Genomic DNA, 24,004 nt, shown 5'->3' with positions numbered 1-24,004 from the left:
CGGCGGTCGGATTCCGTCGGTCAGAGCCACCGTTTCCCGGGCGACACCGCGCCGCAAACGGCACTGCGCCATATGGGTCGGGTCGTCGTATGACGTGTGTGTGGCAGTCCGGCCTGGTAAACATCGTCGACGTGAGCGGACACGAAGCGGAATCTGTACCAGTTCTCATCGTCGGCGGATCCCTGGTGGGTCTTTCCACTTCGGTATTCCTGGGGCGCCTCGGCATCGAGCACATGCTCGTGGAGCGCCATGCCGCGACATCGACACATCCGCGTGGCCGCGGCAACAACGTGCGCACCATGGAGATTTACCGGACCGCGGGGCTGGAATCCCGTATTCGGGAGGCGGCCCACGTTCTCGCCGGAAACGACGGCATTCTCCAGGTGGACACTCTCACCGGGGAACAGCGCCGCTGGATCGTCGGGGACATCTCCGGAGGCATGGACGTCACCCGGGTCAGCTCCTCGGACTGGTGCCTGTGCAGTCAGAACGATCTCGAGCCGGTCCTGCTGAGCTACGCCACCGAGCAGGGTGCCGACATCCGCTTCCACTCGGAGATGCTCTCCTTCACACAGCACGGCGAGGGAGTGCAGGCGCGGATCAGGCACCGGGAGACCGGTGAGACCTACACGGTGAACGCCGACTTCCTGGTGGCCGCCGACGGCCCGAGGAGCCCCGTCCGCAACCAGTTGGGGATCGGCCAGTCGGGGCCGGGCGAGCTGTTCCACAACGTGAGCGTCACGTTCCGCAGCAGGGCGCTCAGGAAGTACGTCGGAGAGAAACGATTCGTCGTCTGCTACGTCACCGACCCCCAGGGCGAAGGTGCCTTGCTGCCGGTGGACAACGAGGAGCGATGGGTGATCCACGTTCCCTGGTATCCCGACCGGGGCGAGGAGCTGGAGGACTTCACCGACGAGAGGCTGGCGGCCCACATCCGCGCTGCCGTCGGCGTCGCGGACCTCGACATCGAGGTCACGGGGAAGGCGCCCTGGCACGCGTCGAAGCGGGTCGCGGACAGATACAGCGAGGGCCGGGTCTTCCTGGCCGGGGATGCGGTCCACGAGATGCCCCCCACCGGGGCGTTCGGCTCCAACACCGGCATCCAGGACGCCCACAACCTCGCCTGGAAGCTGGCCTCGGTGCTCCGCGGCTGGGCGGGCCCGCCGCTCCTCGACACCTACGAGCTCGAACGGCGGCCCGTCGCCCTCGCGACCGGCACCCGGGCGTGCGTCCAGGCCGCCGACGAGCAGCACCCGGGATTCAGTCCCGCCGCGGGACGCAACAACGACCCGGCGGACCTGATGACCGTCTCCCTCTGCTACCGCTACGCGTCCCCTGCCGTGGTGGACGCCCCCGCCGAGCGGCCGATCGTCCCCGATGCCTTCCAGCTGGGCGGCGAGCCGGGGAGCCGTGCGCCCCACATGTGGGTGATGACGGAGGGCGGCAGGATCTCCACGCTCGACCTGTACGAGCGTTCCTTCGTGCTGCTCGCCGGGTCCGGAGGGCAGAAGTGGCGGACCGCGGCGGAGAAGGCCTCCTCGAACCTGGGCATCCCGGTCGAGGTGTATCTCGTCGGCACGGGACCCGACCACGACCTCGCCCCCGACCCGGACGCCGACTGGGCGGAGCTGCACGGCACGGCCGAGGACGGTGCCGTACTCGTACGCCCCGACGGCTTCGTCGCCTGGCGGACGGACGCGGCGATGCCGGACGCCGATCGCGTGCTGACGAAGGTGCTGCGGTCCGTGCTCTGCCACGACTGAAGGCCGCCGCCACCCTCCTGGCCGACCTCCTCCTGGCTGACCTCCTCCTGGCCGGCCTTCCGCCTGACCCCGACTGAACGCCCCCACTGGACGACCCACACCTAGGACGTTGTTATGACCCTTGCCGGACGCGTCGACGTCCACCACCACTTCACCGCCCCCGCCTGGCTGGACTGGGCCGAGGAACGAGGAGTGGTCAACCGCGAGAAGCTGCCCTGGTGGACACGCTGGGACCTGGGCACGGCACTGGAGGTCATGGACAAGACGGGCATCGGCACGTCCGTCATGACCGTCGCGATGCTCGGCCGGCTCCGTGAGCGTGCGGAGCGCCAGGAGAGCGCACGTGTCGCCCTGCGGGCGGCGGCCGACGTCGTCGAGAGCCACCCCGCACGCTTCGCCTTCTTCACCCCCGTGTTCCTCGACGACCTGGAACTGTCGTCGTGGAGCCTGGCGTACGGCCTGGACGAGCTCGGAGCCATCGGGGTGAGCACGCGCACGAGCATGGACGGCGTGGTGCTCGGGGACGAGTCGCACGACCGCCTTCTGCAGGAGCTGAACGACCGGTCCGCGGTCATCAGCACGCACCCCATGGACGTACCGGCCGGGAAGGACGGCGCCGCGGGGCTGCCGGGCATGCCGCCCTTCGTGTGCGACTTCCTCATGGACACCACGCGCGCGGCCATCAACCTCATCAGGAACGGCACCCTGGACCGCTATCCGAACCTCAGCTTCATCCTGCCGCACGGAGGAGGCTTCCTCCCGTACATGGCCACCCGGCTCGAACTCTTCGGCGGGCGCATCACGCCGCCCATCGAGCCCGGCCGGGTCCGTGACTACCTGCACCGGTTCTACTTCGACACGGCGGGCCCCATGTCCCCCTCGGCCACGCCCACCCTGCTGACGACGGTGGACCCCGACCGCATCCTCTTCGGCACGGACTGGCCGCCCACCCCCGCGCATGTCATCGCCGACAGCGTGGCGCCCGCTCTGGACAGCGACCCGTTCCTCTCGGCGGAGCAACTGGAGGGCATCAACCGGGAGAACGCCCTGCGGCTGATGCCGGCGCTCGCGCGTCGGTGACCGGCCGCACGCCGAAGCCGCCGCCCGCGCCTGGTTCAGCGCGGGCGGCGGCTCACTTCGTTCGGCGGTCCCGCTGCCTGGGTTCAGTCCCGCCGCCAGTGGTAGAAGCGCCGCGCCATCGCGTCCTTCGGACTCCGCCAGGTCTGCGGGTCGTACGGGCTGACGAACGCTTCGAGCCTGCTGCTGATGTCGACGAACTCGGGGTGCCCGGCCACCTTCGCGATGGCGGGACCCGGGTCCTGCTCGGCTTCGATGAAGTGCATGTACACATCGCCGAACTGGAACAGGGAGCGCTGGGTCACCCCGACGAGGTGCGGGAGTTCGCCGCGGTCGGAGGCCGCGAAGACGTCGGCGATGTCCGGTGCCGACTGCGGGGCCATCCTGGCGACGATCAGGGCGTGGTGCATGAGACCTCCTCGATGCGGTCGCGGATGAGGGCCATCTGGATGGGCGAGTTGCGGTTGATGTTGTCGGTCATCCAGGCGTCGTCGACCGGGGCGTCGGGCTTCATGGCGAAGTCCTGAGTCCAGTGCATCCGGGTGCCGTCGGGGGTCTCCTCGTACTCCCACACGATGTTCATGTACTCGAACGGACCGGTCTCGACCCTGCGGGCCCGCACGATGAGCTTCTCGCGGTCGGCGACCCGTTCCGAGACCCAGCTCCACACCTTGCCGTTCTCGTCGGGGTGCATGGTCAGGCGGAAGGTCACCGTGTCGCCCTCGCGGGACAGCACCTCGCAGGACGCGTACTCGCTGAACAGCTTCGGCCATCTGTCCAGGTCGTTCGTCATGTCCCAGACGAGGTCGAGGGGTGCGGCGATGGTGATCTCGTTCTCCGTGTGTCCGGCCACCTCAGGCTCCCGTCGTGAGTGCGCCGTTGACGAGGTCGAGGAAGGCGCGAGGGCTCTTGCACCGCTCCGCGTCGGTGGGCAGCGCCCGGCCGTGCCGGTTCTCCAGCTCGCCCACGATGCCGAGGAGGCCGAGCGAGTCCAGCCCGAACTCGGCGAAGGTGGAGTCCGCCCGCCTTGCGAGGTCGTGCGGGTCGACGGTCACACCGGCGGCCTTCTTCATCAGCGTGGCCAGTTCCTCGACGGTCACTTGGGTCACTTCAGTGGTCATACGCGTTCTCCTTGTCGTTCTATACGGCGGATCCGGGGCCGCGGCGCAGCACGAGCGCCGCGTTGGAGCCCATGAGTCCCCGGCTCAGGACCAGGGCCGTGCGGAGCTCGGCCGGGCGTGCCGTGGCGGTCACCAGGTCGATGTCGTGGCAGACGTCGAAGACGTTCGGGGTCGGCGGTATCTGCCCGTGCTCCATGGCCTGCACCGCGGCCACGATGTCCAGCAGGGGTGCCCCGCAGTAGGACCGCCCGATGCCGGTCTTGGGCGCCGTGACGGGCACCTTGGTGCCGTGCGGGCCGAGGGCGTCGGCGAGGGCGAGGGCCTCGGCGCGGTCCGCCTCCGGGACGCCGAGCGCGTCGGCGAAGACCACGTCGATCTCCTCCGGTGCGCAGCCGGCCTCGTCGAGGGCGCCGCGGATGGCGTGCGCGAGCCCTTCCCGTGACTGCTCCCAGCGCGAGGCGCCGGTGAACGTGGCGGCGTGCCCCGCCACCGTGGCCCGGACCACCGCGGCACGGCGCTGTGCCCGGTCCAGGTCCTCCACGATCAGCACGGCCCCGCCCTCTGCCGGCACGAAGCCGCAGGCCGCCGAGGTGAAGGGACGGTAGGCGCGGGCCGGGTCCTCGACGGTGCTGAGTTCGGGGTATCCGAGCTGGCAGACCCCGGAGTAGGGGGCGAGCGGGGCCTCGGCCGCCCCGACCACGACCACCTCCGTACCCCGGTCCACGGCCCGGGAGGCGTGCGCGACGGCGTCCAGACCGCCGGCCTCGTCGCTGGCCACCACCCCGCAGGGGCCCTTGAAGCCGCTGCGGATGGAGATCTGGCCGGTGCTGGCCGCGTAGAACCAGGCGATGGACTGGTAGGGCCCGACGAACCGGGATCCCTGTCCCCACAGCTTCTGCAGTTCCCGCTGGCCGAACTCGCCGCCGCCGGAGCCGGCCGCGGTGACCACGCCGACGGAGTACGGGGAGTCGGCGGCGCTGCTGCTCAGCCCCGCGTCCTGCAGAGCGGCGTCGGCGGCGGCCAGGGCGAAGTGGGTGAACTTGTCGGTCTGGACGAGGAAGGTCTCCTCGATGAACGCCGACGCGTCGAATCCGCGGACCTCGCCGGCGATACGGAGCGGAAGGTGCTCGCAGCCGTCCCGGGTTATCCGGTCCAGGACGCTCGCGCCCTCCTTGACGGACTTCCAGTAGGTGTCCGCGTGCAGGCCGTTGGGCGCGACCACACCGATCCCCGTGACGGCGGTCTGCCGGGGGCGTATACCACTACCACTCATTTCGTCCTCCCACCCGGCCCCGTCAGGAGCACCGCGGACTGGAAACCGCCGAAGCCGCTGCCCACGGAGAGCACGTTGTCGAGCCTGCGCGAGCGTGCGGTGCGCGGTACGTAGTCCAGGTCGCACTCGGGGTCCGGGGTCTCGTAGTTCGCCGTGGGCGGCACCACCTGCCGGGCCAGGGCGAGCACACAGGCGACGACCTCGATCGCGCCGATCGCCCCGAGCGAGTGGCCCACCATGGACTTGATCGAGCTCATGGGTGTGTCGTAGGCGTGGGAGCCGAGGGACTTCTTGACCGCGGCGGTCTCGTGACGGTCGTTCTGTCGGGTGCCGGAGCCGTGTGCGTTGACGTAGTCGATGTCCGTGGGGTCCACGCGCGCGTGGTCGAGCGCGGCGTCGATGGCCCGGGCCATCTCCAGTCCCTCACTGGTCAGCCCGGTCATGTGGTAGGCGTTGCCGAAGGTGGCGTAGCCGCCTATCTCGCAGTACACGTGCGCGCCGCGCGCACGGGCGTGCTCCAGGTCCTCCAGTACGAGGACGGCGGCGCCCTCGCCCATGACGAATCCGTCGCGGTGGGCGTCGAAGGGCCTCGACGCGTGCGCCGGGTCGTCGTTGTTGGGTGAGGTGGCCTTGATGGCGTCGAAGCAGGCCATGGTGATCGGGGAGATCGGCGAGTCCGACGCCCCGGTGATGCAGATGTCGGCGCGGCCCTCCTCGATGGTGTGGAAGGCGTAGCCCACCGCGTCGAGCCCGGAGGTGCAGCCGGTGGACACGGTCTGCACGGGCCCCTGGGCGCCGAACCGTTCCGCGACGTCCGACGCCAGCGTGCTGGGCGAGAAGGCCCGGTGCAGGTACGGGTCCGCGGCGCGGTGGTCGACGTCCCAGCGCTGCCCGCCTTCGCTGACCAGGACGTAGTCGTGCTCCAGCCGGGTCGTGCCGCCCACCGCGCTGCCCAGGGACACGGCCACGCGCCAGGGGTCCTCCGCGCCGAAGTCGACTCCGCTGTCGGTCACGGCCTCCGTCGCGGCGACGACGGCGAACTGTATGTAGCGGTCGGCGCGTTCGACCAGCTCGGGTTCGAGCCCGTGGGCGAGCGGATCGAAGTCGCACTCGGCGGCGATCCGGGACCGCAGCCCCTCGGGGTCGAACAGGGTGATGCCTCGTGTCGCGGTACGGCCGCCCGAGAGGAGGTCCCAGAACGCGGACACCCCTATGCCTCCCGGAGCGACCACGCCTATGCCGGTGACCGCCACCCGCCGGGTCACGAGAGGACCCCGCGCCGTTCGGGACGCCCGCTCTCCTCCTGGACGAGCGGGTACGGCTTGAGGTCGTCGCTGATCTCCGGGGCCTCCGTGTCGACGTGGCCGAGGCTCGGCTTCGGGGCCAGCGGGCTCAGATGGAAGACCATCCGGGCCTCCTCGTCACCGACGTTGCGGAAGCGGTGCCGCATGTCGATGGGGATCATGAGGCCCTGGTCGGCACGGAGGGAAAACGTTTCTCCGTCCAGGTCGACCTCCAACCTGCCCTCGACGACGTACACGAACTCCTCGGAGTACGGGTGGTAGTGCTCGCTGATGCGTTCGCCGGGCCGCATGATGGCGAGGCCCATGAACCCGCTCGTGGCACCCACCGTGACAGGGGTGAGCAGGGTGCGCAGGTCGCCACCACGCTTGCGGTTGGGCTCGATCTCGTTCACGTCCACGACGCGCGGGCGCATCTTCTCCATGGTCTGTCTCCAGGTCGGTCGGTGGGGTGGGGGTCCCTGCGCTGTGCCGTCAGGGCTGCGCAGCCCTGCGGTCGGTGATCAGCGCCATCTCGGCGTGCGTCAGGAGACGGGTCGCCTCCCGGTCGCCCGTGGGCGGTCCGGCCACGCCGAGTGCGCCACCGTCGAGCAGACGTGCCAGCACGGCGGCCTTGCGCGGACCGTGGATGCCGAGCGCCCTGACCGGATCGGTCTCGGGGTCACCGCGTACGTCGATGAGGCGGACGACGATGTCCTCCCGCTGGAAGACGGTGCTGCGGTGCACCGGGCCGGCCGGGTCGGCGGCCGCGGTCTCGTCCTGCCGGGAGAGCAGCCGGGCCAGCGCCATGCCGCAGCCCGCCCGGGCCGGGTAGTACAGGGCGTGCCGCGTGAGGCCCTCCGGGTCCGGTCCGCCGCGTGCCACATGGTGGACGGCCGGCATGGCGGCGCGGGCGAAGAAGGCCCGCGCGGACTCGGGGTCGGCCAGGTCCCGGTGCTGCTCCAGATGCGGGTTGAGGGCCTCCTCGACGGCCCGTACCTCGGGCTGCCGCGAGACGTGGCGCAGCGCCGCCATCAGGTCGCCCTCGACCTCGACGGTGCGCACGACCCGGTTGCCGTGCATGAACAGGGTGGTGCGGCGCAGCCGCGTGGAGTCGTCGACGCGGGCCTGGGGCGGCGCGTAGTCGGCGAGGATCTCCGCGACCTTGGACTCGGAGCCGGGCTTGACGGTGAAGGTCAGGGCATGGCGGGTCACGCCGTCGCCCACCCGCAGGGCCGTCTGGAGTCCGCCGGTGTCCGGGTGGGCACGGCCGGTCTCACGGACGACGCTGTACCGCATCGACCGCAGCTCACGGACGCAGCTCTGCAGGGGCCCGACCGTCTCGAGATGCTCTTCACTGTTCACCCAGGCGAGGTACGGCGGGGCGGTGGCCCATTCGCTCGTGATGACCCACTGGGACGGGTTCTCCAGGGACTGGCACAACTGGTCACCGAGGTGACCGGGAACCGACGCGACTCGGTCACGCATGTACTCGTACGCGTCGAGGAACTCTTGCTGGGCGCCTTCGTGGAGATCGACGAGCAGGATGACGCGCATCCTGGAACCGTCGAATGCCGACTGGGATGTATAGGGCGAAGTGGTCATCCGGCGGACCCTTCCTTCGCGGGAGCAAGCGGCGGCCGTCCGTGTTCACCTGCGCGAACGCGGGTTTCGGCCCTGAGCCTTCATCGTGGGTCAGGGCCCCGGGGTCCGCGAGCCGCGCGGGCCAATTGAGGGATGCCCGCGAAGGCGTGCCCGCCGGCTGCCGACACCACGTCAGGCGGGTACCGGGGCGAGCCCGAAGAGGCGGGTGCCGATGCGCTGTTCGGGCGGGTGCGGGTGGCCGCCCGCTCCGGCCGGGGCTCGGCGGTCGGCCGGCCGGCGTCCCCGGGGCACGGCATGTGCCGCCCCCGGAGCACGGGTTGAGGGCGGACGAGTTCCGCCTGCGGGGGAAGGGGGCCGCCGGCGACGCGCGGACCTTCAGGAGGTCGGGCCGTGCAGCGTGCGCCGCGCGGAGAGCGGGTCCCGCCCCGCGCACGGGCTCACGACGTGACGGCCTCGCTCGCGCGCACGGCGCCGGTTCGAGTCACCCTCGCAAGGAACTCACGCACCGGGCCACGGTCGAGGAGTGAGCCGAAGTGTCCGTTCGTCACTCGGGCTTGGACACGACAGCGCTCCGCGGCATCGACGCACTGCTCGCGTATCCCGATGCCACGGAGCGCCGCCGCCTACTCGGCGAGGTGCCGCTCCACCGTCTCCACCTTGGAGGTGAGGCCGTCCGTCACGCCTGGACGGATGTCCGCCTTCAGGACCAGCGACACCCGCGGCGCCCGTGCCTCGACGGCGGCCACGGCACGCTTGACGACGTCCATGACCTCGTCCCACTCCCCCTCCACGGAGGTGAACATCGCGTCGGTGCGGTGGGGCAGGCCCGACTCACGCACCACTCGGACGGCGTCGGCGACGTACTCCCCCACGTCCTCGCCGACGCCGAGGGGGGTCACGGAGAACGCGACGATCATGCGTTGACGACGCCTTCCTGGCGGGCGCGGGAGGCGATGACCGCGTCCTCGGCCTCGCGCTTGAGCTTGCGCTCGGCGAAGAAGCCGCCGGTCGGCAGGACGGAGAGGACGAAGTAGAGCGCCGCGGTCTTCAGGGACCACTTGGTGCGGTTCCAGGCGTCCGCCCAGAAGATCACGTACAGGATGAAGAGGATGCCGTGGACCGCGCCCATCACGGGCACCGCGTTGAAGTCGGTGGTGCGCTTCAGCACCGAGCACAGGAGCAGGAGCAGGAACGACACCGCCTCGGGGCCGGAGACGAGACGGAGGCGGCGGAGGGCGGTGGCGGTCTTGATGTCCACGAGTCACCTTCGGTGGGTTTCGGCGAGTTTCGGTGGGAGAGACGTCGGTCGGCTCGGATCAGCTTGTGAACGCAAGCACAAACGCTCGCCCATTGTGGCAAACGCCGGGAGGGAGTGTGGCTCGGGGTGCCGTCAGGGGTGATGTCCACCTCCAGGACCTTTTGGCGACGTCACCCGCGGGCTACCTTTCGCTGCGTGGCGATGTTCCGACTCCAGGGCAGCAAGGTGCTCGCCGTCGACATGACCGGGGACGCCGTGAAGGCGAAGAACGGCTCGATGGTCGCGTACGACGGGCAGATGGCCTTCAAGAAGATGAGCGGTGGCGGTGAGGGCGTCCGGGGGATGGTGACCCGGCGGCTCACCGGTGAGCAGATGACGGTGATGGAGGTGAAGGGGCATGGCACGTGCTGGTTCGCGGACCGGGCCTGCGAGATCAACCTCGTGAACCTCCAGGGCGACAAGCTCTTCGTCGAGTCGAGCAACCTGCTCGCGACCGACGCGGGGCTGCGGACCGGCACGTCCTTCACGGGGCTGCGCGGCGCCTCGCAGGGCAACGGGCTGTTCACGACCACCGTCGAGGGGCACGGACAGGCGGCGATCATGTCGGACGGGCCCGCGGTGGTGCTGCGGGTCAGCTCGCAGTATCCGCTGACCGTCGACCCGGGGGCCTATGTGGCCCATCAGGGGAATCTGCGGCAGTCCTTCCAGTCCGGTGTGACCTTCCGCACGCTCATGGGCGAAGGCGGTGGCGAGGCCTTCCAGATCCGGTTCGAGGGGGACGGGCTGGTGTACGTACAGCCGAGCGAGCGGAACACGATCGCGGGGGACGTGTGACATGACCTTCCGCGAGATCAACTCCAAGATGGTCGAGGCGACCGTCCTGCCCGGTCAGCGGCTGTTCAGCCAGCGCGGCGCGATGCTCGCCTACAAGGGTGAGGTGTCCTTCACCCCCAACATGGCGGGCGGCCAGGGCGGGATCATGTCGATGATCGGGCGCCGGGTGGCGAACGAGGACACCCCGCTGATGTCCGTCGAGGGCAGCGGCACCGTGCTCTTCGGGCACGGCGGCCACCACGTCCAGGTGATCAACCTCTCCGGCGACACTCTGTGCGTCGAGGCGGACCGGCTCCTCGCCTTCGAGGGCACGCTCCAGCAGGGCACGATGTTCCTCGGCTCGCAGGGCGGCGTCATGGGCATGGTCCGCGGGCAGATCAGCGGGCAGGGGCTGTTCACGACCACCCTCAAGGGCCACGGCGCCGTCGCCGTCATGGCACACGGCGGCGTCTTCGAGATCCCGATCACCCCGCAGCGCCCCGTGCACGTCGACCCACAGGCGTACGTCGCCCACCACGGCGACGTACGCAACAAGCTGTCCACCGCGCTCGGCTGGCGCGACATGGTGGGCCGCGGCTCCGGCGAGGGCTTCCAGCTGGAGCTCAGCGGCAGCGGTGCGGTGTACGTCCAGGCGTCGGAGGAGAAGCTGTGAGCCCCTACGGAACCCCCGGCGGCTACGGAACCCCCGGCGGCCCCGCGGTCTTCGACCCGACGACACTGCCCTGCGACGACAACGTCAACGCCTACACCTTCTGCGTGGAACTCAAGGGAAGCCAGTGGTTCCTGCAGAAGGGGAAGATGATCGCCTACTACGGCTCGATCGACTTCAACGGCGTCGGGCACGGCCGACTCGACCGTCTTGTCCGTACGTCCTTTCATTCGCCTCTGCACGCGAGCGACTGGGTCGTGGCCGAGGGCTCGGGCAAGATGCTGCTGGCCGACCGGGCCTTCGACGTGAATTCGTACGACCTCGAAGACGGCAACCTGACCATTCGCTCCGGCAACCTGCTCGCTTTTCAGCCAAGTCTCGCGCTCAAGCAATCGATCGTGCCGGGTTTTCTGACACTCATCGGAACCGGAAAGTTCGTGGCGGCATCTAACGGTCCGGTGGTGTTCATGGAACCCCCGATCCGGGTGGACCCGCAGGCGCTCGTCGGCTGGGCCGACTGCCCGTCGCCGTGCCACCACTACGACCATGGCTACATGACCGGTGTGATGGGCGGTCTACGTGCACTGACAGGCCTCGGCGGGGCCTCCGGAGAGGAGCATCAGTTCGAGTTCGTCGGAGCCGGCACCGTGCTGCTCCAGTCGACCGAAACCCTCATGGCCGAGCAGGCCACGGGGGCGCTTCCGCCGGACGCCGGAGTACCGGGCGCCGGCGGGACGCACACAGGCCCTTCACAAGCGGCCGGGACACCGCGCCTTCCCGGACAGCTGGGAGACCTCCAGCGTCGCTTCGGGCTGTGAGCGGTAGTCTGCGGAGTGTGACATCGAACGTGTGCGCACACAGTCGCGTCACAAAAACCCTCACTAGTTCGCCTTTCAACATTTTAGGTAGACTTCATTCATGGAGACCGAAACGGCCACCCGCTGGCTGACCGATGCGGAGCAGTGCGCCTGGCGCACCCACCTGGAGGTCAACAGGCTGTTGACGTACCAGCTCGAAAGGGACCTGCAGCCGTTCGGCCTGACAATGAACGACTACGAGATCCTGGTGAATCTCTCCGAGTCGGAGGACGTACGGATGCGGATGAGCGACCTCGCGTCGGCCACCCTCCAGTCCAAGAGCCGTCTCTCCCACCAGATCACCCGGATGGAGAACGCGAACCTGGTCCGGCGCGAGAACTGCGAGTCCGACCGTCGCGGGCTCTACGCGGTGCTCACCGAGCACGGCATGGAGACGATGCAGAAGGTCGCGCCGCATCATGTGTCGTCCGTACGGAGGCACTTCATCGATCTGCTGCCCCCCGAGTCCCTGACGGAGCTCGACAAGGCCCTCAAGCCGATCGCGGAACACCTGCGCGCTCAGCGGGGACGCCCGTAACCCGGGCGGACCCTGCGGGCGTCGGCAGACCCGGCGTCTACTGAGCCTGCGGCAGGCGGAGTTCGAACAGGGCTCCGCCCGCCGGCGCCCGGCTCACGGTGAGCGTGCCACCGTGCCGTACGGCCACGTCGCGGGCGATGGCCAGGCCCAGCCCGGCGCCGCCGTCGTCGCGGCTGCGGGCCTCGTCGAGCCGTACAAACCGCTCGAAGATCCGTTCCTGGTCGGCCTCGGCCACCCCGTCCCCGTCGTCCGCGACGGCCACGACGGCCCAGGCGCCCTCGCCGCCGCCCCGGGCTCCCCCGGCTCCCCCGCTCTCGTCCCGCCGGACGGTCACGGTGACCGCCGAGCGGGCGTGCCGCTGGGCGTTGTCCAGCAGGTTGGTCAGCACCCGCCCCACCTGCCCCCGCGTCCCGGCCACCGCCACGGCCTGCGCCTGAACCGTCACACCGGCCCGCCCCTCGGCCTCCTCGCGGGCCAGCGCCCCGAGGTCGAACCGGGTGTCACCGGGCCGCTCCCCCGCGTCCAGGCGGGCCAGCAGCAGCAGGTCGGCGGCCAGGCCCTGCAGTCGTACGGTGTCCACCACGGCGCCGTCGAGGTCGAGCAACTCGGGGTGGGCGGCGCCCACTTCGAGCTGGGTGCGCAGGGACGCGATCGGGCTGCGCAGCTCGTGCGAGGCGTCGGCGACGAAGCGGCGCTGGCGGTCCACCGAGGTCTGCAGCGCGGCCAGTGTCTCGTTCGTGGTCAGCGCGAGGTGGGCGACCTCGTCGTGCGTGTCCGGCACCGGTACGCGGCGCGTGAGGTCCTCGGAGGCGGTGATCGCGGCCATCTCGCTGCGGATGCCCTCGACCGGGCGCAGGGCGCGCCGGGTGACCAGCCAGGTGACGGCCGAGACGACGCCGAGCAGCAGCGGGAAGCCGATCAGCATGACGGTCAGCGCCGTCCTGACGGCGCCCTGTTCGGCGGAGAGCGGGGCGCCCGCGTACACGGTGAGCGTGCCCCTGCCCTCGACCTCGACGTGGACCTTGGCGAAGCGGTAGTCGTCGGTCTCGCCGTCGAGCGTGGCGGTGCCGTTCGTGAAGGTGGTGTGGTCGCTGATCTCGCCCGGCTCCAGGGCCAGGTCGTCGTCCGCGTCGTCGTCGGAGTCCTCACCGCTGCCGCCCCCACCGGGCGAGGTCTGCGGCTGTGGCCGCACCGCGTCGGTGCCCGTGCCGCTGATCCGCTCCAGGTCCTCGCTGGCCGCGAGCAGCTTGTCGTTCTCGTCGACGACCTGGACGGGTTCGTCCTTGTCCACCGAGAGCGGTTGGTCCGGCCTCTTGATCGCGATGTCCGTGGCGACGGCCCGTGCGGTGTGTTCCGCCTCCGTGCCGGCCTCCCCGACCAGATTGGACCGAAGCGACAGCAGTACGGCGGTCCCGGCCGCGACCAGTGCCACCGCGACGACGAGGGTGGCGGCCAGCGTCGCCCGGGACCGGACGGAGCCGAAGACGCGGCCTCTCATCGCGCGGCCTCCACTCTCTCCAGCCGGTACCCGGCGCCGCGGACCGTCCGGATGAGCCCGGCGCGCAGCTTGCGCCGCAGGGTGCTGACGTACACCTCGACGATGTTCGGATCGCCCTCGTACGCGAAGTCCCAGACGTGCTCCAGGATCTCGGCCTTGGACACCACCTCGCCGGCCCGCACCACGAGCTGCTCCAGGACGGCGAACTCCTTGGTGGTGAGGGTCACCTCGTCGTCGCCGAGGAAGACGCGGCGGGCGGCGGTGTCGACCTTGAGGTCCCCGAGGACGTGCACGGGAGAGGCCCCGGCGCCCTGGCCGCCACGCCGCAGCAGCGCCTTCACACGGGCGACGAGGACGACGTACGAGAACGGCTTGGTGAGGTAGTCGTCGGCGCCGGTGTCCAGCCCCTCGGCCTCGTCGTACTCGCCGTCCTTGGCGGTCAGCATGAGGATCGGCACGTCGTGGCCGCCGGCGCGCAGGGCGGCGCAGACGCGGTAGCCGTTCATGCCGGGCAGCATGATGTCGAGGATCACGAGGTCGTACGCCCCCTCCGAGGCCCGGTACAGCCCTTCCCGGCCGTCGTGGACGACGTCCACGGCGTATCCCTCGGCCGTCAGGCCCTTGGCGAGCGACAGGGCCAGCCGCTTCTCGTCCTCCACGATCAACAGGCGCATGCTCACAGCCTGGCAAAGCGGAGCTGAAGATCTCTTCAGGGGGCTTCAGGTTCCTCTCAGCGTCGCTTCGGCAGATTGGTTCCCGTCGAAACGAAGCGACACGAAGCCGCACGAAGCAACACGGAACGCCGTGAAGCGCAATGACCCGGGAGGGAACCCCATGAAGCGCAACATCGTCATCGCCACCGTCGCCGCCGCGGCACTGATCGGAGGCGGCACCGTCGCGGCCTACGCGTCCGGCGACGACGGCAGCGCTCCCACGCAGCGGCAGTCGAACGTACGGGTCGCCGACGACCGGGACGACAGCGCGGAGGACGCCGCGGAGGACCGGGCGGACAAGGCGGACGACACCGCCGACGACCGGGACGACGACCTCACCGAGATTCGCTCGCAGGCCCGCACCGCCCAGGTCACCGCCGCCGACGCGATCGCGACCGCGCTGAAGCACACGCCGGGCACGGCCGTCGCCGCCGACCTGGACGACGACGGTACGGACGCCTGGGACGTGGACGTCGTGAAGTCCGACGGCACCGAGTACACCGTCTCGGTCTCCCCCAGCACCGGCAAGGTCCTCGGCGCCCAGCGCGACACCGATGACGACAACGACGGCCGCGAGGACCTCGCCGCGCTGAAGGGTGCCGGCGTGGACGCCCGCGAGGCCGCCCAGGCCGCCGCGGCGAAGGGCACCGTCACCGACGTCGACCTGGACGACGACGGTCCCGCGGCCTGGAGCGTGGAGACCACGAAGGGCGAGTGGAAGGTCGACCTCAAGACGGGCAAGGTCACCCAGGACCACGCCGACGACCAGGACGACCGCGACGACGCCTGACGTCAGGCCGCCCGGACGGCACCCCCGTCCCGCACCTCCTCCGCTTCCTCAGGGGCGCCCCCGTCACGGGTGGCGCCCCTCGCCACTGCCACGGCCGCCAGCAGCGTCACCGCACCGGTCACCGCGAAGCACCACCCCGTCGACAGCCGTCCGACCAGCACCCCGGCGACCGCGGTACCCGCCGTACCCCCGGCGTTGACGGCCGTGTTCACCCAGGCCCCGGCCTGGACCCGGGCCTCGGGCGCGGCCGCCTCGTCGGCGATGAGATACGCGGTGGTGATGGCCGGGGCCACGAAGAGCCCGGCGACCGCCATGGCCGAGGCGAGCGTGCCGAGGCCCGGGGCCAGCCCCGCGCCGAACAGCGCCAGCCCCAGGCCCGCGGCCAGCAGCGGCAGCCGTAGCCCTGCCGGGAGACGCCACGTGACGGCCCCGTTGGCGAGCCCGCCGACGGCGCTTCCGGCCGACAGGGCGGCCAGTACCCAGGCCACGCTGTCACTGCCGTGGCCGCGCCCCTCGGCGAACGCCACGACCAGCAGTTCGACGGCGCCCAGCGCGAGCCCGACACCCACGGCGGCGATCACGGGCCGCCCGATGCCGCGCAGCACCCGACGCCGGCCCCTGCCGCGCGGCCCCGCCTTCGCGTCGCCGGGCGTCACGCCCCGGACCACGGGCGACGACACGAACCCCGCCGTCCCCGCCGCGATCAGCACCGCCCCGACGACGATCCCGAGGGCCGGCGGAGCGAACCCGACGAGCACGCCCACCAGCAACGGGCCCGAGACGAAGAGCAGTTCCTCGGCGACGGAGTCCAGGCTGTAGGCGCGCTGCAGCAGCGCCTTGTCGGGGGCCAGCCGGCCGAACACGGCCCGCATGGTCGGCCCCAGCGGCGGAGTACAGGCGCCCGCGGCGGCGGTCACGGCGCCCAGCACGAGCGGAGAGGCGCCGTGCGGACGCCATACGGCCACGGTCAACAGGCCGAGCAGCGCGGTGTACGCCGCGGTCATCGGCACCAGCGCCCGGCGGGGGCCGTACCGGTCGATCAGGGCCGCCCTCGCGGGCGACAGAAAGACGCTGGTCCCGGAGAACAGCGCCATCACGAAGCCCGCCACGGCGTACGACCCGGAGGCCCGGGTCACGGCGAGCATCACGGCCAGCGGGACGATGCCGTACGACAGCCTGCCGAGCAGGGCGGCGGCGAAGGTGCGGCGGGCGTACGGGATCCGGAGAACGGCGGCATACGAAGGCCGCACGACAGGGGTGGAAGACACGGAAGTTCCTCGACTCGAGGCGAAAAAGGGGACGCCGGATCGCCGCGCCGGTCACGGCCGAGGGCCGTCCACCGTGCGCGGGCAGGGCGCGCCCTATGCCACGAGGAGGTACATGGGGATGAACCTAGCAGTGGGGCCCGGGAGTTGACCACGCCAAATGCCCGGGAGCCGACCACATGAAGGGCTGAGCCCCAAGGGCCCCTGGAAGCCGACAACCGCGAGTCACCCGCGCCACGCCGCCCCCACGCAAGGGCCCCGAGAGCCGCGCGCTCCCGACCACCCGCACGAAAGAACCGCCGGAGCACGCCAGGCGCACCCTCATGGCCGCCACAAAAACAGCCCCCATCCGCGCCGTCGGCGAGACACCCGCTTCGGGGCCGCTCACACGAAAGGGACCCCGGGCACGCTAGGGAGGGCCGCTCGGGGCCACCCGCGCGAAAGGGCCGACAAGCAACGCCCTCACAGCCGACCGAACCGCCGGAGCACGCCAGCCGCACTCTCACGGCCGCCGCAAGAACAGCCCCCGCCGCGCCGTCGGCGAGACGCCCGCTCGGGGTCGCCCCGCCGGGAGGGGAATCAGGCCCGCGTGAGCCCCGCCACCAGCTCGTCCGCCGCCCGGTACGGATCCAGCTCCCCGGCGACGATCTTCTCCGCCAGCGCGTCGAGGCGGCGGTCGCCGTGGAGGTCGGCGATGCGTTCGCGCAGGGCGGTGACGGCGATGGTCTCCACCTCGCGGGCGGCGCGGGCGCGGCGGCGTTCCGTGAGGACCCCGCGCTCCTCCATCCACGCCCGGTGCTTCTCCAGGGCTTCCAGCACCTCGTCGACGCCCTCGCCGCGCGCGGCGACCGTCTTGACGATGGGCGGGCGCCAGTCGCCGGGGCCGCGGGACTCGCCGAGGCCGAGCATGTGGTTGAGCTCGCGGGCGGTGGCGTCGGCGCCGTCGCGGTCGGCCTTGTTGACGACGTACACGTCGCCGATCTCCAGGATGCCCGCCTTCGCCGCCTGGATGCCGTCACCCATGCCCGGGGCGAGGAGGACCACCGAGGTGTCGGCCTGCGAGGCGATCTCCACCTCCGACTGGCCCACGCCGACCGTCTCGACCAGGATCACGTCGCAGCCCGCCGCGTCCAGGACACGGATCGCCTGCGGGGCGGCCCACGCGAGGCCGCCCAGGTGGCCGCGCGTCGCCATCGAGCGGATGTAGACGCCGGGGTCGGAGGAGTGGTCGGACATCCTCACCCGGTCGCCGAGCAGGGCACCGCCCGAGAAGGGCGAGGACGGGTCGACGGCCAGGACGCCGACCCGCTTGCCCTGCTTGCGGTACGCGGTCACCAGGGCGGAGGTGGACGTCGACTTGCCCACGCCGGGAGATCCGGTCAGGCCGACGACATACGCATTGCCCGTCAGCGGGGCCAGCGTCGCCATGACCTCCCGCAGCTGCGGGGACGCCCCCTCCACCAGGGAGATCAGCCGGGCCACGGCCCTCGGCCGCCCCTCCCTGGCCTGGGCCACCAGCGTGGAGACGTCCTGCATCACAGCTCCGTTCCGAGTCTCCGAATACGTACCGAAAGACGGGCGCTCAGGCCTTGGATACCCGCACGATCAGTGCGTCACCCTGCCCGCCGCCGCCGCACAGCGCGGCCGCGCCCACGCCGCCGCCCCGCCGCTTCAGCTCCAGGGCCAGGTGCAGGACGAGCCGCGCACCCGACATACCGATCGGGTGACCCAGGGCGATGGCTCCGCCGTTGACGTTCACCTTTTCCGATGACACGCCGAGGTCCTTCATTGACTGCACCGCGACGGCGGCGAAGGCCTCGTTGATCTCGATCAGGTCGAGGTCGGAGACCTCCAGGCCCTCCTTCTTCAGGGCGTGCAGGATGGCGTTGGAGGGCTGGGACTGGAGGCTGTTGTCCGGGCCCGCCACGTTGCCGTGGGCGCCGATCTCGGCGATCCAGTCCAGGCCGAGCTCCTGCGCCTTGGCCTTGCTCATGACGACGACCGCGGCGGCGCCGTCCGAGATCTGCGACGCCGAACCCGCCGTGATCGTGCCGTCCCGGGAGAACGCCGGGCGCAGCTTGCCCAGCGACTCGGCCGTGGTCTCCGCGCGGATGCCCTCGTCCTTGCTGAAGACGACCGGCTCGCCCTTGCGCTGCGGGATCTCGACCGGGGTGATCTCCGCCTCGAAGATGCCGTTCTTCTGGGCGGCGGCGGCGCGCTGGTGGGACAGGGCGGCGATCTCGTCCTGTTCGGGGCGCTGGATGCCGAGGCGGGTGTTGTGCTTCTCCGTCGACTCGCCCATGGCGATGTTCTCGAAGGCGTCGGTCAGACCGTCGTACGCCATCGCGTCGAGCATCTCGACCGCGCCGTACTTGAAGCCCTCGCGGGACTTCGGCAGCAGGTGCGGGGCGTTGGTCATGGACTCCTGGCCGCCCGCGACGATCACGTCGAACTCGCCGGCGCGGATCAGCTGGTCCGCGAGGGCGATCGCGTCGAGGCCGGACAGACACACCTTGTTGACGGTGAGCGCCGGGACGTTCATCGGGATGCCGGCCTTGACCGCGGCCTGGCGTGCCGGGATCTGCCCTGCCCCGGCCTGGAGCACCTGGCCCATGATGACGTACTGCACCTGGTCGCCGCCGATCCCCGCACGGTCGAGGGCTGCCTTGATCGCGAAGCCGCCGAGCTCTGCTCCCGAGAAGGACTTCAGCGAGCCCAGCAACCGTCCCATGGGCGTACGGGCGCCCGCGACGATGACCGAGGTCGTGCTGTTCGTTCCAGACATGAGGTGCGATCCCCTTCCGGCTGCACTGCCGAGGAGTGAACGAGGGTTTACTTCGAATGTACTGAGTGGCACTCCGTGCCGTCACCGGGCCGTCGGTGTGATCGCGCGCACGTTGCGTAACCACCTCGGGAGCGCTGCACTGAGTTCCATGCTGACGCGAATCGACCACATCGGAATCGCCTGCTTCGATCTCGACAAGACCGTCGAGTTCTACCGGGCCACATACGGCTTCGAGGTGTTCCACTCCGAGGTCAACGAGGAGCAGGGCGTCCGCGAGGCCATGCTCAAGATCAACGACACCTCCGACGGCGGTGCCTCCTACCTGCAGCTTCTCGAGCCCACCCGCCCGGACTCCACCGTCGCGAAGTGGCTCGACAAGAACGGCGAGGGCGTCCACCACATCGCTTTCGGTACGGCGGATGTGGACGGCGACGCCGCCGACATCAAGGGCAAGGGCGTACGAGTGCTGTACGAAGAGCCCCGGATCGGCTCCATGGGGTCACGAATCACTTTCCTGCACCCGAAGGATTGCCACGGCGTACTGACAGAACTGGTCACTTCGGCGCCCGTTGAGTCACCTGAGCACTGACCCTCGTACATATGGGCCGGTAGGGTTGGGGGCGGTCGCCGCTCAGTCCAGGGTGACCCGGCCCCTCCGTCCGACGGGGGGACCGTCCGGGGTCCGGGTTTCGGGGGACGAGGGTGGGGCAACAGCCCGTGCTTCGCCGTTGATCTGACACCATTCCCCGGGGGCCCCGTTCGGCGGATGGACGGTGCTCGTATGGAGAGACTTGCGACCAGGGGACGGATGGGACCGCGCAGTGCGGGGCTACGAACGCCAGGAGCGAGAGCCGGCGGCTGACGTCGACCACCTCTCTCGGTTCGAGGCCGAGATGGATCGGCTGAAGACCGAGCGGGAAAAGGCGATCCAGCACGCCGAGGACCTCGGCTACCAGGTCGAGGTGCTGCGCGCCAAGTTGCACGAGGCGCGGCGCACCATCATGTCCCGACCGGCCTTCGACGGCGGTGACATCGGCTACCAGGCCGAGCAGTTGCTGCGGAACGCCCAGGTCCAGGCGGACCAGCTGCGCCAGGAGGCCGAGCGGGAGCTCAGCCAGGCCCGCGCGCAGACCCAGCGGATCCTCCAGGAGCACGCCGAGCAGGCCGCCCGGCTCCAGGCCGAGCTGCACCAGGAGGCGGTGACCCGCCGCCAGCAGCTGGACCAGGAGCTGGCCGAGCGGCGCCAGACCGTCGAGTCGCACGTCAACGAGAACGTGGCGTGGGCGGAGCAGCTGCGCGCCCGCAGCGAGTCGCAGGCCCGCCGGCTCCTCGACGAGTCGCGTGCCGAGGCCGAGCAGGCCATGGCTGCCGCGCGCGCCGAGGCCGAGCGGCTCACCAGCGAGGCCCGGCAGCGCCTCACCGGCGCGGCCGAGGAGGCCCGTGCGGAGGCCGAGCAGATCCTGCTCCGGGCCCGTACGGACGCCGAGCGGCTGCTGAACGCCGCCTCCACGCAGGCCCAGGAGGCCACCGACCACGCCGAGCAGCTGCGCAGCTCCACCGCGACCGAGTCGGACGCCGCACGCCGCCAGGCCACCGAGCTCAGCCGGGCCGCCGAACAGCGCATGGCACAGGCCGAGGAGGCGCTGCGCAAGGCGCAGTCCGAGGCCGAGAAGCTGGTCACCGAGGCCAAGACGGCCGCCGAGAAGACGCTCTCCAGCGCCGAGTCGGCCAACGAGCAGCGCACGCGAACGGCGAAGGAGCAGGTCGCCCGCCTGGTCAGCGAGGCCACCAAGGAGGCGGAGAGCACCAAGGCGGACGCCGAGCAGATCGTCGCCGACGCGCGTGCCGAGGCCGAGAAGATCGTCGAGGAGGCCGCCGAGAAGGCCCGCACGATCACCGCCGAGGAGAGCGCGACCCAGCTGTCGAAGGCGGCCAAGACGGCCGAGGACGTCCTCAACAAGGCGCAGGAGGACGCCCAGAACACCACCAAGGCGGCAGCTGAGGAGGCGGAGCGGATCCGCACCGAGGCCGAGGCCGAGGCGGACCGGCTGCGCGCCGAGGCGCACGACATCGCCGAGCAGCTCAAGGGTTCGGCGAAGGACGACACCAAGGAGTACCGCGCCAAGACGGTCGAGCTGCAGGAGGAGGCCCGCCGGCTGCGCGGCGAGGCCGAGCAGCTGCGCTCCGAGGCGGTCGCCGAGGGCGAGAAGATCCGCGCGGAGGCCCGCAAGGAGGCCGTCCAGCAGATCGAGGAGGCGGCCAAGACCGCCGAGGAGCTGCTGTCCAAGACCAGGCAGGACGCGGACGAGCTGCGCCAGAAGGCCACGACGGACAGCGAGAAAGTCCGTACCGAGGCCATCGAGCGGGCGACGACGCTGCGCCGCCAGGCCGAGGAGACCCTCCAGCGCACCCGTCAGGAGGCCGAGCGGCACCGCGAGGAGGTCGTCGAGCAGGCCGAGGGCATCAAGTCCGACGCCGAGCGGGCCGCCCGTGAGCTGCACGAGGAGACCGAGCGGGCCATAGAGGCTCGCCGCGCGGAAGCCGCCGAGGAGCTGACGCGGCTGCAGTCGGAGGCCGAGCAGCGCCTCGCCGCCGCCGAGCAGGCGCTCACCGACGCCCGCGAGGAGGCCGCACGCATCCGGCGCGAGGCCGCCGAGGAGACCGACCGGCTGCGCGCCGAGGCCGCCGAGCGGATCCGCACGCTGCAGCAGCAGGCCGAGGACGAGGCCGACCGGCTGCGCAACGAGGCCGCGGCGGACGCGTCCACGTCGCGTGCCGAGGGCGAGGCCATCGCCGTACGCCTGCGGTCGGAGGCCGCGGCCGAGGCCGAGCGGCTGAAGTCGGAGGCCCAGGACACCGCCGACCGGGTCCGTGCGGAGGCGCAGGCCGCCGCCGAGCGGCTCGCCACCGAGGCGTCCGAGACGCTGGCCGCCGCCCAGGAGGAGGCCACCCGGCGTCGCCGCGAGGCCGAGGAAACCCTCGGCTCCGCCCGCCAGGAGGCCGACCAGGAGCGTGAGCGGGCCCGCGAGCAGAGCGAGGAGCTGCTGGCCTCCGCCCGCAAGCGGGTGGAGGAGGCGCAGGCCGAGGCGGTGCGGCTGGTCGAGGAGGCCGACCGGCGCGCCACCGAGATGGTGTCGGCGGCCGAGCAGCACGCCCAGCAGGTCCGCGACTCCGTGTCCGGGCTGCACGAGCAGGCCCAGGAGGAGATCGCCGGGCTGCGCAGCGCCGCCGAGCACGTGGCGGACCGTACCCGCCGGGAGGCGCAGGAGGAGGCGGACCGGGTCCGCTCCGACGCCTACGCCGAGCGGGAGCGGGCCAGTGAGGACGCGGGCCGCATCCGGCGCGAGGCCAACGAGGAGTCGGAGGCCGCCAAGTCCCTCGCCGAGCGCACCGTCGCGGAGGCGATCGCCGAGGCGGAGCGGCTGCGGTCGGACGCCGCCGAGCACGCCCAGCGGGTCCGTACGGAGGCTTCGGACGCGATCGCCGAGGCCGACCAGGCCGCGTCGCGTACGCGGGCCGACGCCCGCGAGGACGCCAACCGGATCCGGTCGGACGCGGCGACGCAGGCCGACACCCTCATCACCGAGGCGCGTTCCGAGGCGGAGCGGCTGCAGTCGGAGACGATCGCGGAGGCCGACCGGGTGCGCACCGACGCGCTCGCCAAGGCCGAGAAGCTGGTCGGGGACGCCACGTCGGAGGCGGAGCGGCTGCGCGCCGAGGCCTCGGACACGGTCGGGTCCGCGCAGCAGCACGCCGAGCGGGTCCGCAGCGAGTCCGAGCGGGTCAAGGCCGAGGCGGCCGCGGAGGCCGAGCGGCTGGTGACCTCCGCGCGCGAGGAGGCCGAGCGCACCCTCGACGAAGCCCGCAAGGACGCCAACAAGCGGCGCTCCGAGGCGGCCGAGCAGGTCGACAAGCTCATCTCGGAGACCACGGCCGAGGCGGACAAGCTGCTCACCGAGGCGCAACAGCAGGCGCACAAGACGACCGCGGACGCCGAGGGCCAGGCCGACACCATGGTGGGCGCCGCCCGCAAGGAGGCCGACCGGCTGGTGTCCGAGGCGACGGTCGAGGGCAACTCCATGGTGGAGAAGGCCCGCACGGACGCGGACGAGCTGCTCGTCGGCGCCCGCCGGGACGCCACCTCGATCAGGGAGCGCGCCGAGGAGCTGCGCGAGCGCATCACGAGCGAGATCGAGCAGCTGCACGAGCGGGCCCGCCGCGAGTCCGCCGAGACGATGAAGTCGGCCGGCGACCGCTGCGACGCCCTCATCAAGGCCGCAGAGGAGCAGCTGGCCAAGGCCCAGGCGAAGGCGAAGGAACTGGTCTCGGAGGCCAACTCCGAGGCGGGCAAGGTCCGTATCGCCGCCGTGAAGAAGGCCGAGGGGCTGCTGAAGGAGGCCGAGCAGAAGCGGTCGTCGCTGATCAAGGAGGCCGAGGAACTCAAGGCCGAGGCGATCCGCGAGGCCCGGCGCACGGTCGAGGAGGGCAAGCGCGAGCTGGAGGTCCTGGTCCGGCGCCGGGAGGACATCAACGCCGAAATCTCGCGCGTCCAGGACGTGCTGGAGGCCTTGGAGTCCTTCGAGGCACCGTCCGCGGGCAAGGACGGCGGGGTCAAGGCCGGTGCGACGGTGGGTGCCCCCCGATCGGGTGGCAAGTCGTCAGAGAGCTAGCGCGGCGAGCGGGTTCCGGTGTCTCCTG

The 24,004-nt window shown here is 71.3% G+C and carries 23 protein-coding genes; 9 read left to right on the top strand and 14 right to left on the bottom strand.

The window, feature by feature from the left end:
* The first annotated feature begins 89 nt into the window (after positions 1 to 89).
* Both AB5J49_RS32570 and AB5J49_RS32565 read left to right on the top strand, forming a co-directional pair.
* Positions 90 to 1,763: an FAD-dependent oxidoreductase gene (locus AB5J49_RS32570; RefSeq protein WP_369172435.1), complete on the top strand. Its 1,674-nt coding sequence runs from the start codon at positions 90 to 92 to the stop codon at positions 1,761 to 1,763.
* A 114-nt stretch (positions 1,764 to 1,877) separates the two neighbouring features.
* Positions 1,878 to 2,843, top strand: coding sequence for an amidohydrolase family protein (locus AB5J49_RS32565; protein ID WP_369172434.1), 966 nt, complete (start codon positions 1,878 to 1,880; stop codon positions 2,841 to 2,843).
* Positions 2,844 to 2,926: 83 nt separating this feature from the next.
* Here the strand turns inward: AB5J49_RS32565 and AB5J49_RS32560 are convergent, their stop codons facing one another.
* The 9 genes from AB5J49_RS32560 to AB5J49_RS32520 all read right to left on the bottom strand — a co-directional run bounded on the left by AB5J49_RS32560 (position 2,927) and on the right by AB5J49_RS32520 (position 9,377).
* Complete coding sequence (locus tag AB5J49_RS32560; protein WP_369172433.1) at positions 2,927 to 3,250, bottom strand: TcmI family type II polyketide cyclase; 324 nt, start codon at positions 3,248 to 3,250, stop codon at positions 2,927 to 2,929.
* The gene (locus tag AB5J49_RS32555; RefSeq protein ID WP_369172432.1) at positions 3,235 to 3,693 is read right to left on the bottom strand and encodes an SRPBCC family protein; all 459 of its coding nucleotides are present in this window, start codon (positions 3,691 to 3,693) and stop codon (positions 3,235 to 3,237) included. The genes AB5J49_RS32560 and AB5J49_RS32555 overlap by 16 nt, the downstream gene beginning before the upstream one ends.
* A 1-nt stretch (position 3,694) precedes the next feature.
* Complete coding sequence (locus AB5J49_RS32550; RefSeq protein WP_369172431.1) at positions 3,695 to 3,961, bottom strand: acyl carrier protein; 267 nt, start codon at positions 3,959 to 3,961, stop codon at positions 3,695 to 3,697.
* A gap of 19 nt (positions 3,962 to 3,980) precedes the next feature.
* Positions 3,981 to 5,234, bottom strand: coding sequence for a ketosynthase chain-length factor (locus AB5J49_RS32545; RefSeq protein WP_369172430.1), 1,254 nt, complete (start codon positions 5,232 to 5,234; stop codon positions 3,981 to 3,983).
* Positions 5,231 to 6,499 carry a beta-ketoacyl synthase gene (locus tag AB5J49_RS32540; RefSeq protein ID WP_369172429.1) on the bottom strand — a complete coding sequence of 423 codons (1,269 nt, stop codon included), beginning with the start codon at positions 6,497 to 6,499 and terminating at the stop codon, positions 5,231 to 5,233. Before AB5J49_RS32540 ends, AB5J49_RS32545 begins: the two co-directional genes overlap by 4 nt.
* Entirely contained in the window at positions 6,496 to 6,960 is a 465-nt protein-coding gene (locus tag AB5J49_RS32535; protein ID WP_369172428.1) for a cupin domain-containing protein, read from the bottom strand. Before AB5J49_RS32535 ends, AB5J49_RS32540 begins: the two co-directional genes overlap by 4 nt.
* Before the next feature lie 49 nt (positions 6,961 to 7,009).
* A complete protein-coding gene (locus tag AB5J49_RS32530; protein WP_369172427.1) occupies positions 7,010 to 8,119 on the bottom strand; it encodes a SchA/CurD-like domain-containing protein in 1,110 nt (369 codons plus the stop codon).
* A 623-nt stretch (positions 8,120 to 8,742) separates the two neighbouring features.
* Complete coding sequence (locus AB5J49_RS32525) at positions 8,743 to 9,036, bottom strand: MTH1187 family thiamine-binding protein (RefSeq protein ID WP_369172426.1); 294 nt, start codon at positions 9,034 to 9,036, stop codon at positions 8,743 to 8,745.
* Complete coding sequence (locus AB5J49_RS32520) at positions 9,033 to 9,377, bottom strand: DUF3817 domain-containing protein (protein WP_369172425.1); 345 nt, start codon at positions 9,375 to 9,377, stop codon at positions 9,033 to 9,035. Before AB5J49_RS32520 ends, AB5J49_RS32525 begins: the two co-directional genes overlap by 4 nt.
* Before the next feature lie 201 nt (positions 9,378 to 9,578).
* Between AB5J49_RS32520 and AB5J49_RS32515 the strand changes: the two genes are divergently transcribed.
* The 4 genes from AB5J49_RS32515 (at position 9,579) to AB5J49_RS32500 (ending at position 12,255) form a co-directional block, all read left to right on the top strand.
* Positions 9,579 to 10,211 carry an AIM24 family protein gene (locus tag AB5J49_RS32515; protein WP_369175340.1) on the top strand — a complete coding sequence of 211 codons (633 nt, stop codon included), beginning with the start codon at positions 9,579 to 9,581 and terminating at the stop codon, positions 10,209 to 10,211.
* Between the two features lies 1 nt (position 10,212).
* Entirely contained in the window at positions 10,213 to 10,863 is a 651-nt protein-coding gene (locus AB5J49_RS32510) for an AIM24 family protein (RefSeq protein ID WP_369172424.1), read from the top strand.
* Positions 10,860 to 11,678 (top strand): AIM24 family protein, encoded by an 819-nt coding sequence (locus AB5J49_RS32505; RefSeq protein WP_369172423.1) that lies wholly within the window; start codon positions 10,860 to 10,862, stop codon positions 11,676 to 11,678. Before AB5J49_RS32510 ends, AB5J49_RS32505 begins: the two co-directional genes overlap by 4 nt.
* A 100-nt stretch (positions 11,679 to 11,778) precedes the next feature.
* Positions 11,779 to 12,255 (top strand): MarR family winged helix-turn-helix transcriptional regulator, encoded by a 477-nt coding sequence (locus tag AB5J49_RS32500; RefSeq protein WP_369172422.1) that lies wholly within the window; start codon positions 11,779 to 11,781, stop codon positions 12,253 to 12,255.
* A gap of 37 nt (positions 12,256 to 12,292) precedes the next feature.
* Here AB5J49_RS32500 and AB5J49_RS32495 read toward each other — a convergent pair whose 3' ends face one another.
* Positions 12,293 to 13,753, bottom strand: a complete 1,461-nt coding sequence (locus AB5J49_RS32495) for a sensor histidine kinase (RefSeq protein WP_369172421.1) — start codon at positions 13,751 to 13,753, stop codon at positions 12,293 to 12,295.
* Positions 13,750 to 14,427 carry a response regulator transcription factor gene (locus tag AB5J49_RS32490; protein WP_369172420.1) on the bottom strand — a complete coding sequence of 226 codons (678 nt, stop codon included), beginning with the start codon at positions 14,425 to 14,427 and terminating at the stop codon, positions 13,750 to 13,752. The genes AB5J49_RS32495 and AB5J49_RS32490 overlap by 4 nt, the downstream gene beginning before the upstream one ends.
* Before the next feature lie 160 nt (positions 14,428 to 14,587).
* Between AB5J49_RS32490 and AB5J49_RS32485 the strand changes: the two genes are divergently transcribed.
* The gene (locus AB5J49_RS32485; protein ID WP_369172419.1) at positions 14,588 to 15,256 is read left to right on the top strand and encodes a PepSY domain-containing protein; all 669 of its coding nucleotides are present in this window, start codon (positions 14,588 to 14,590) and stop codon (positions 15,254 to 15,256) included.
* Between the two features lie 2 nt (positions 15,257 to 15,258).
* On the opposite strand, the gene AB5J49_RS32480 is transcribed toward AB5J49_RS32485, so the two are convergent.
* The 3 genes from AB5J49_RS32480 to AB5J49_RS32470 all read right to left on the bottom strand — a co-directional run bounded on the left by AB5J49_RS32480 (position 15,259) and on the right by AB5J49_RS32470 (position 19,306).
* Positions 15,259 to 16,524 (bottom strand): MFS transporter, encoded by a 1,266-nt coding sequence (locus AB5J49_RS32480; RefSeq protein ID WP_369172418.1) that lies wholly within the window; start codon positions 16,522 to 16,524, stop codon positions 15,259 to 15,261.
* A gap of 576 nt (positions 16,525 to 17,100) precedes the next feature.
* The gene (gene meaB / locus AB5J49_RS32475; RefSeq protein ID WP_369172417.1) at positions 17,101 to 18,057 is read right to left on the bottom strand and encodes a methylmalonyl Co-A mutase-associated GTPase MeaB; all 957 of its coding nucleotides are present in this window, start codon (positions 18,055 to 18,057) and stop codon (positions 17,101 to 17,103) included.
* A gap of 46 nt (positions 18,058 to 18,103) precedes the next feature.
* Positions 18,104 to 19,306, bottom strand: a complete 1,203-nt coding sequence (locus AB5J49_RS32470) for an acetyl-CoA C-acetyltransferase (RefSeq protein WP_369172416.1) — start codon at positions 19,304 to 19,306, stop codon at positions 18,104 to 18,106.
* A 148-nt stretch (positions 19,307 to 19,454) separates the two neighbouring features.
* On the opposite strand from AB5J49_RS32470, the gene mce reads away from it, so the two are divergent.
* On the top strand, positions 19,455 to 19,895 hold the full coding sequence (gene mce / locus AB5J49_RS32465) for a methylmalonyl-CoA epimerase (protein ID WP_369172415.1): 441 nt from the start codon (positions 19,455 to 19,457) through the stop codon (positions 19,893 to 19,895).
* Between the two features lie 232 nt (positions 19,896 to 20,127).
* Positions 20,128 to 23,976, top strand: coding sequence for a polarized growth protein Scy (scy, locus tag AB5J49_RS32460; RefSeq protein ID WP_369172414.1), 3,849 nt, complete (start codon positions 20,128 to 20,130; stop codon positions 23,974 to 23,976).
* Positions 23,977 to 24,004: the final 28 nt, after the last annotated feature.

Origin of the sequence: Streptomyces sp. R28 (genome assembly GCF_041052385.1) — a bacterium.
In the GTDB taxonomy this organism is placed as follows: Bacteria; Actinomycetota; Actinomycetes; order Streptomycetales; family Streptomycetaceae; genus Streptomyces.
The sequence above is the reverse complement of the archived record's forward strand: the minus strand, read 5'-3'. Positions and strand labels throughout refer to the sequence as shown.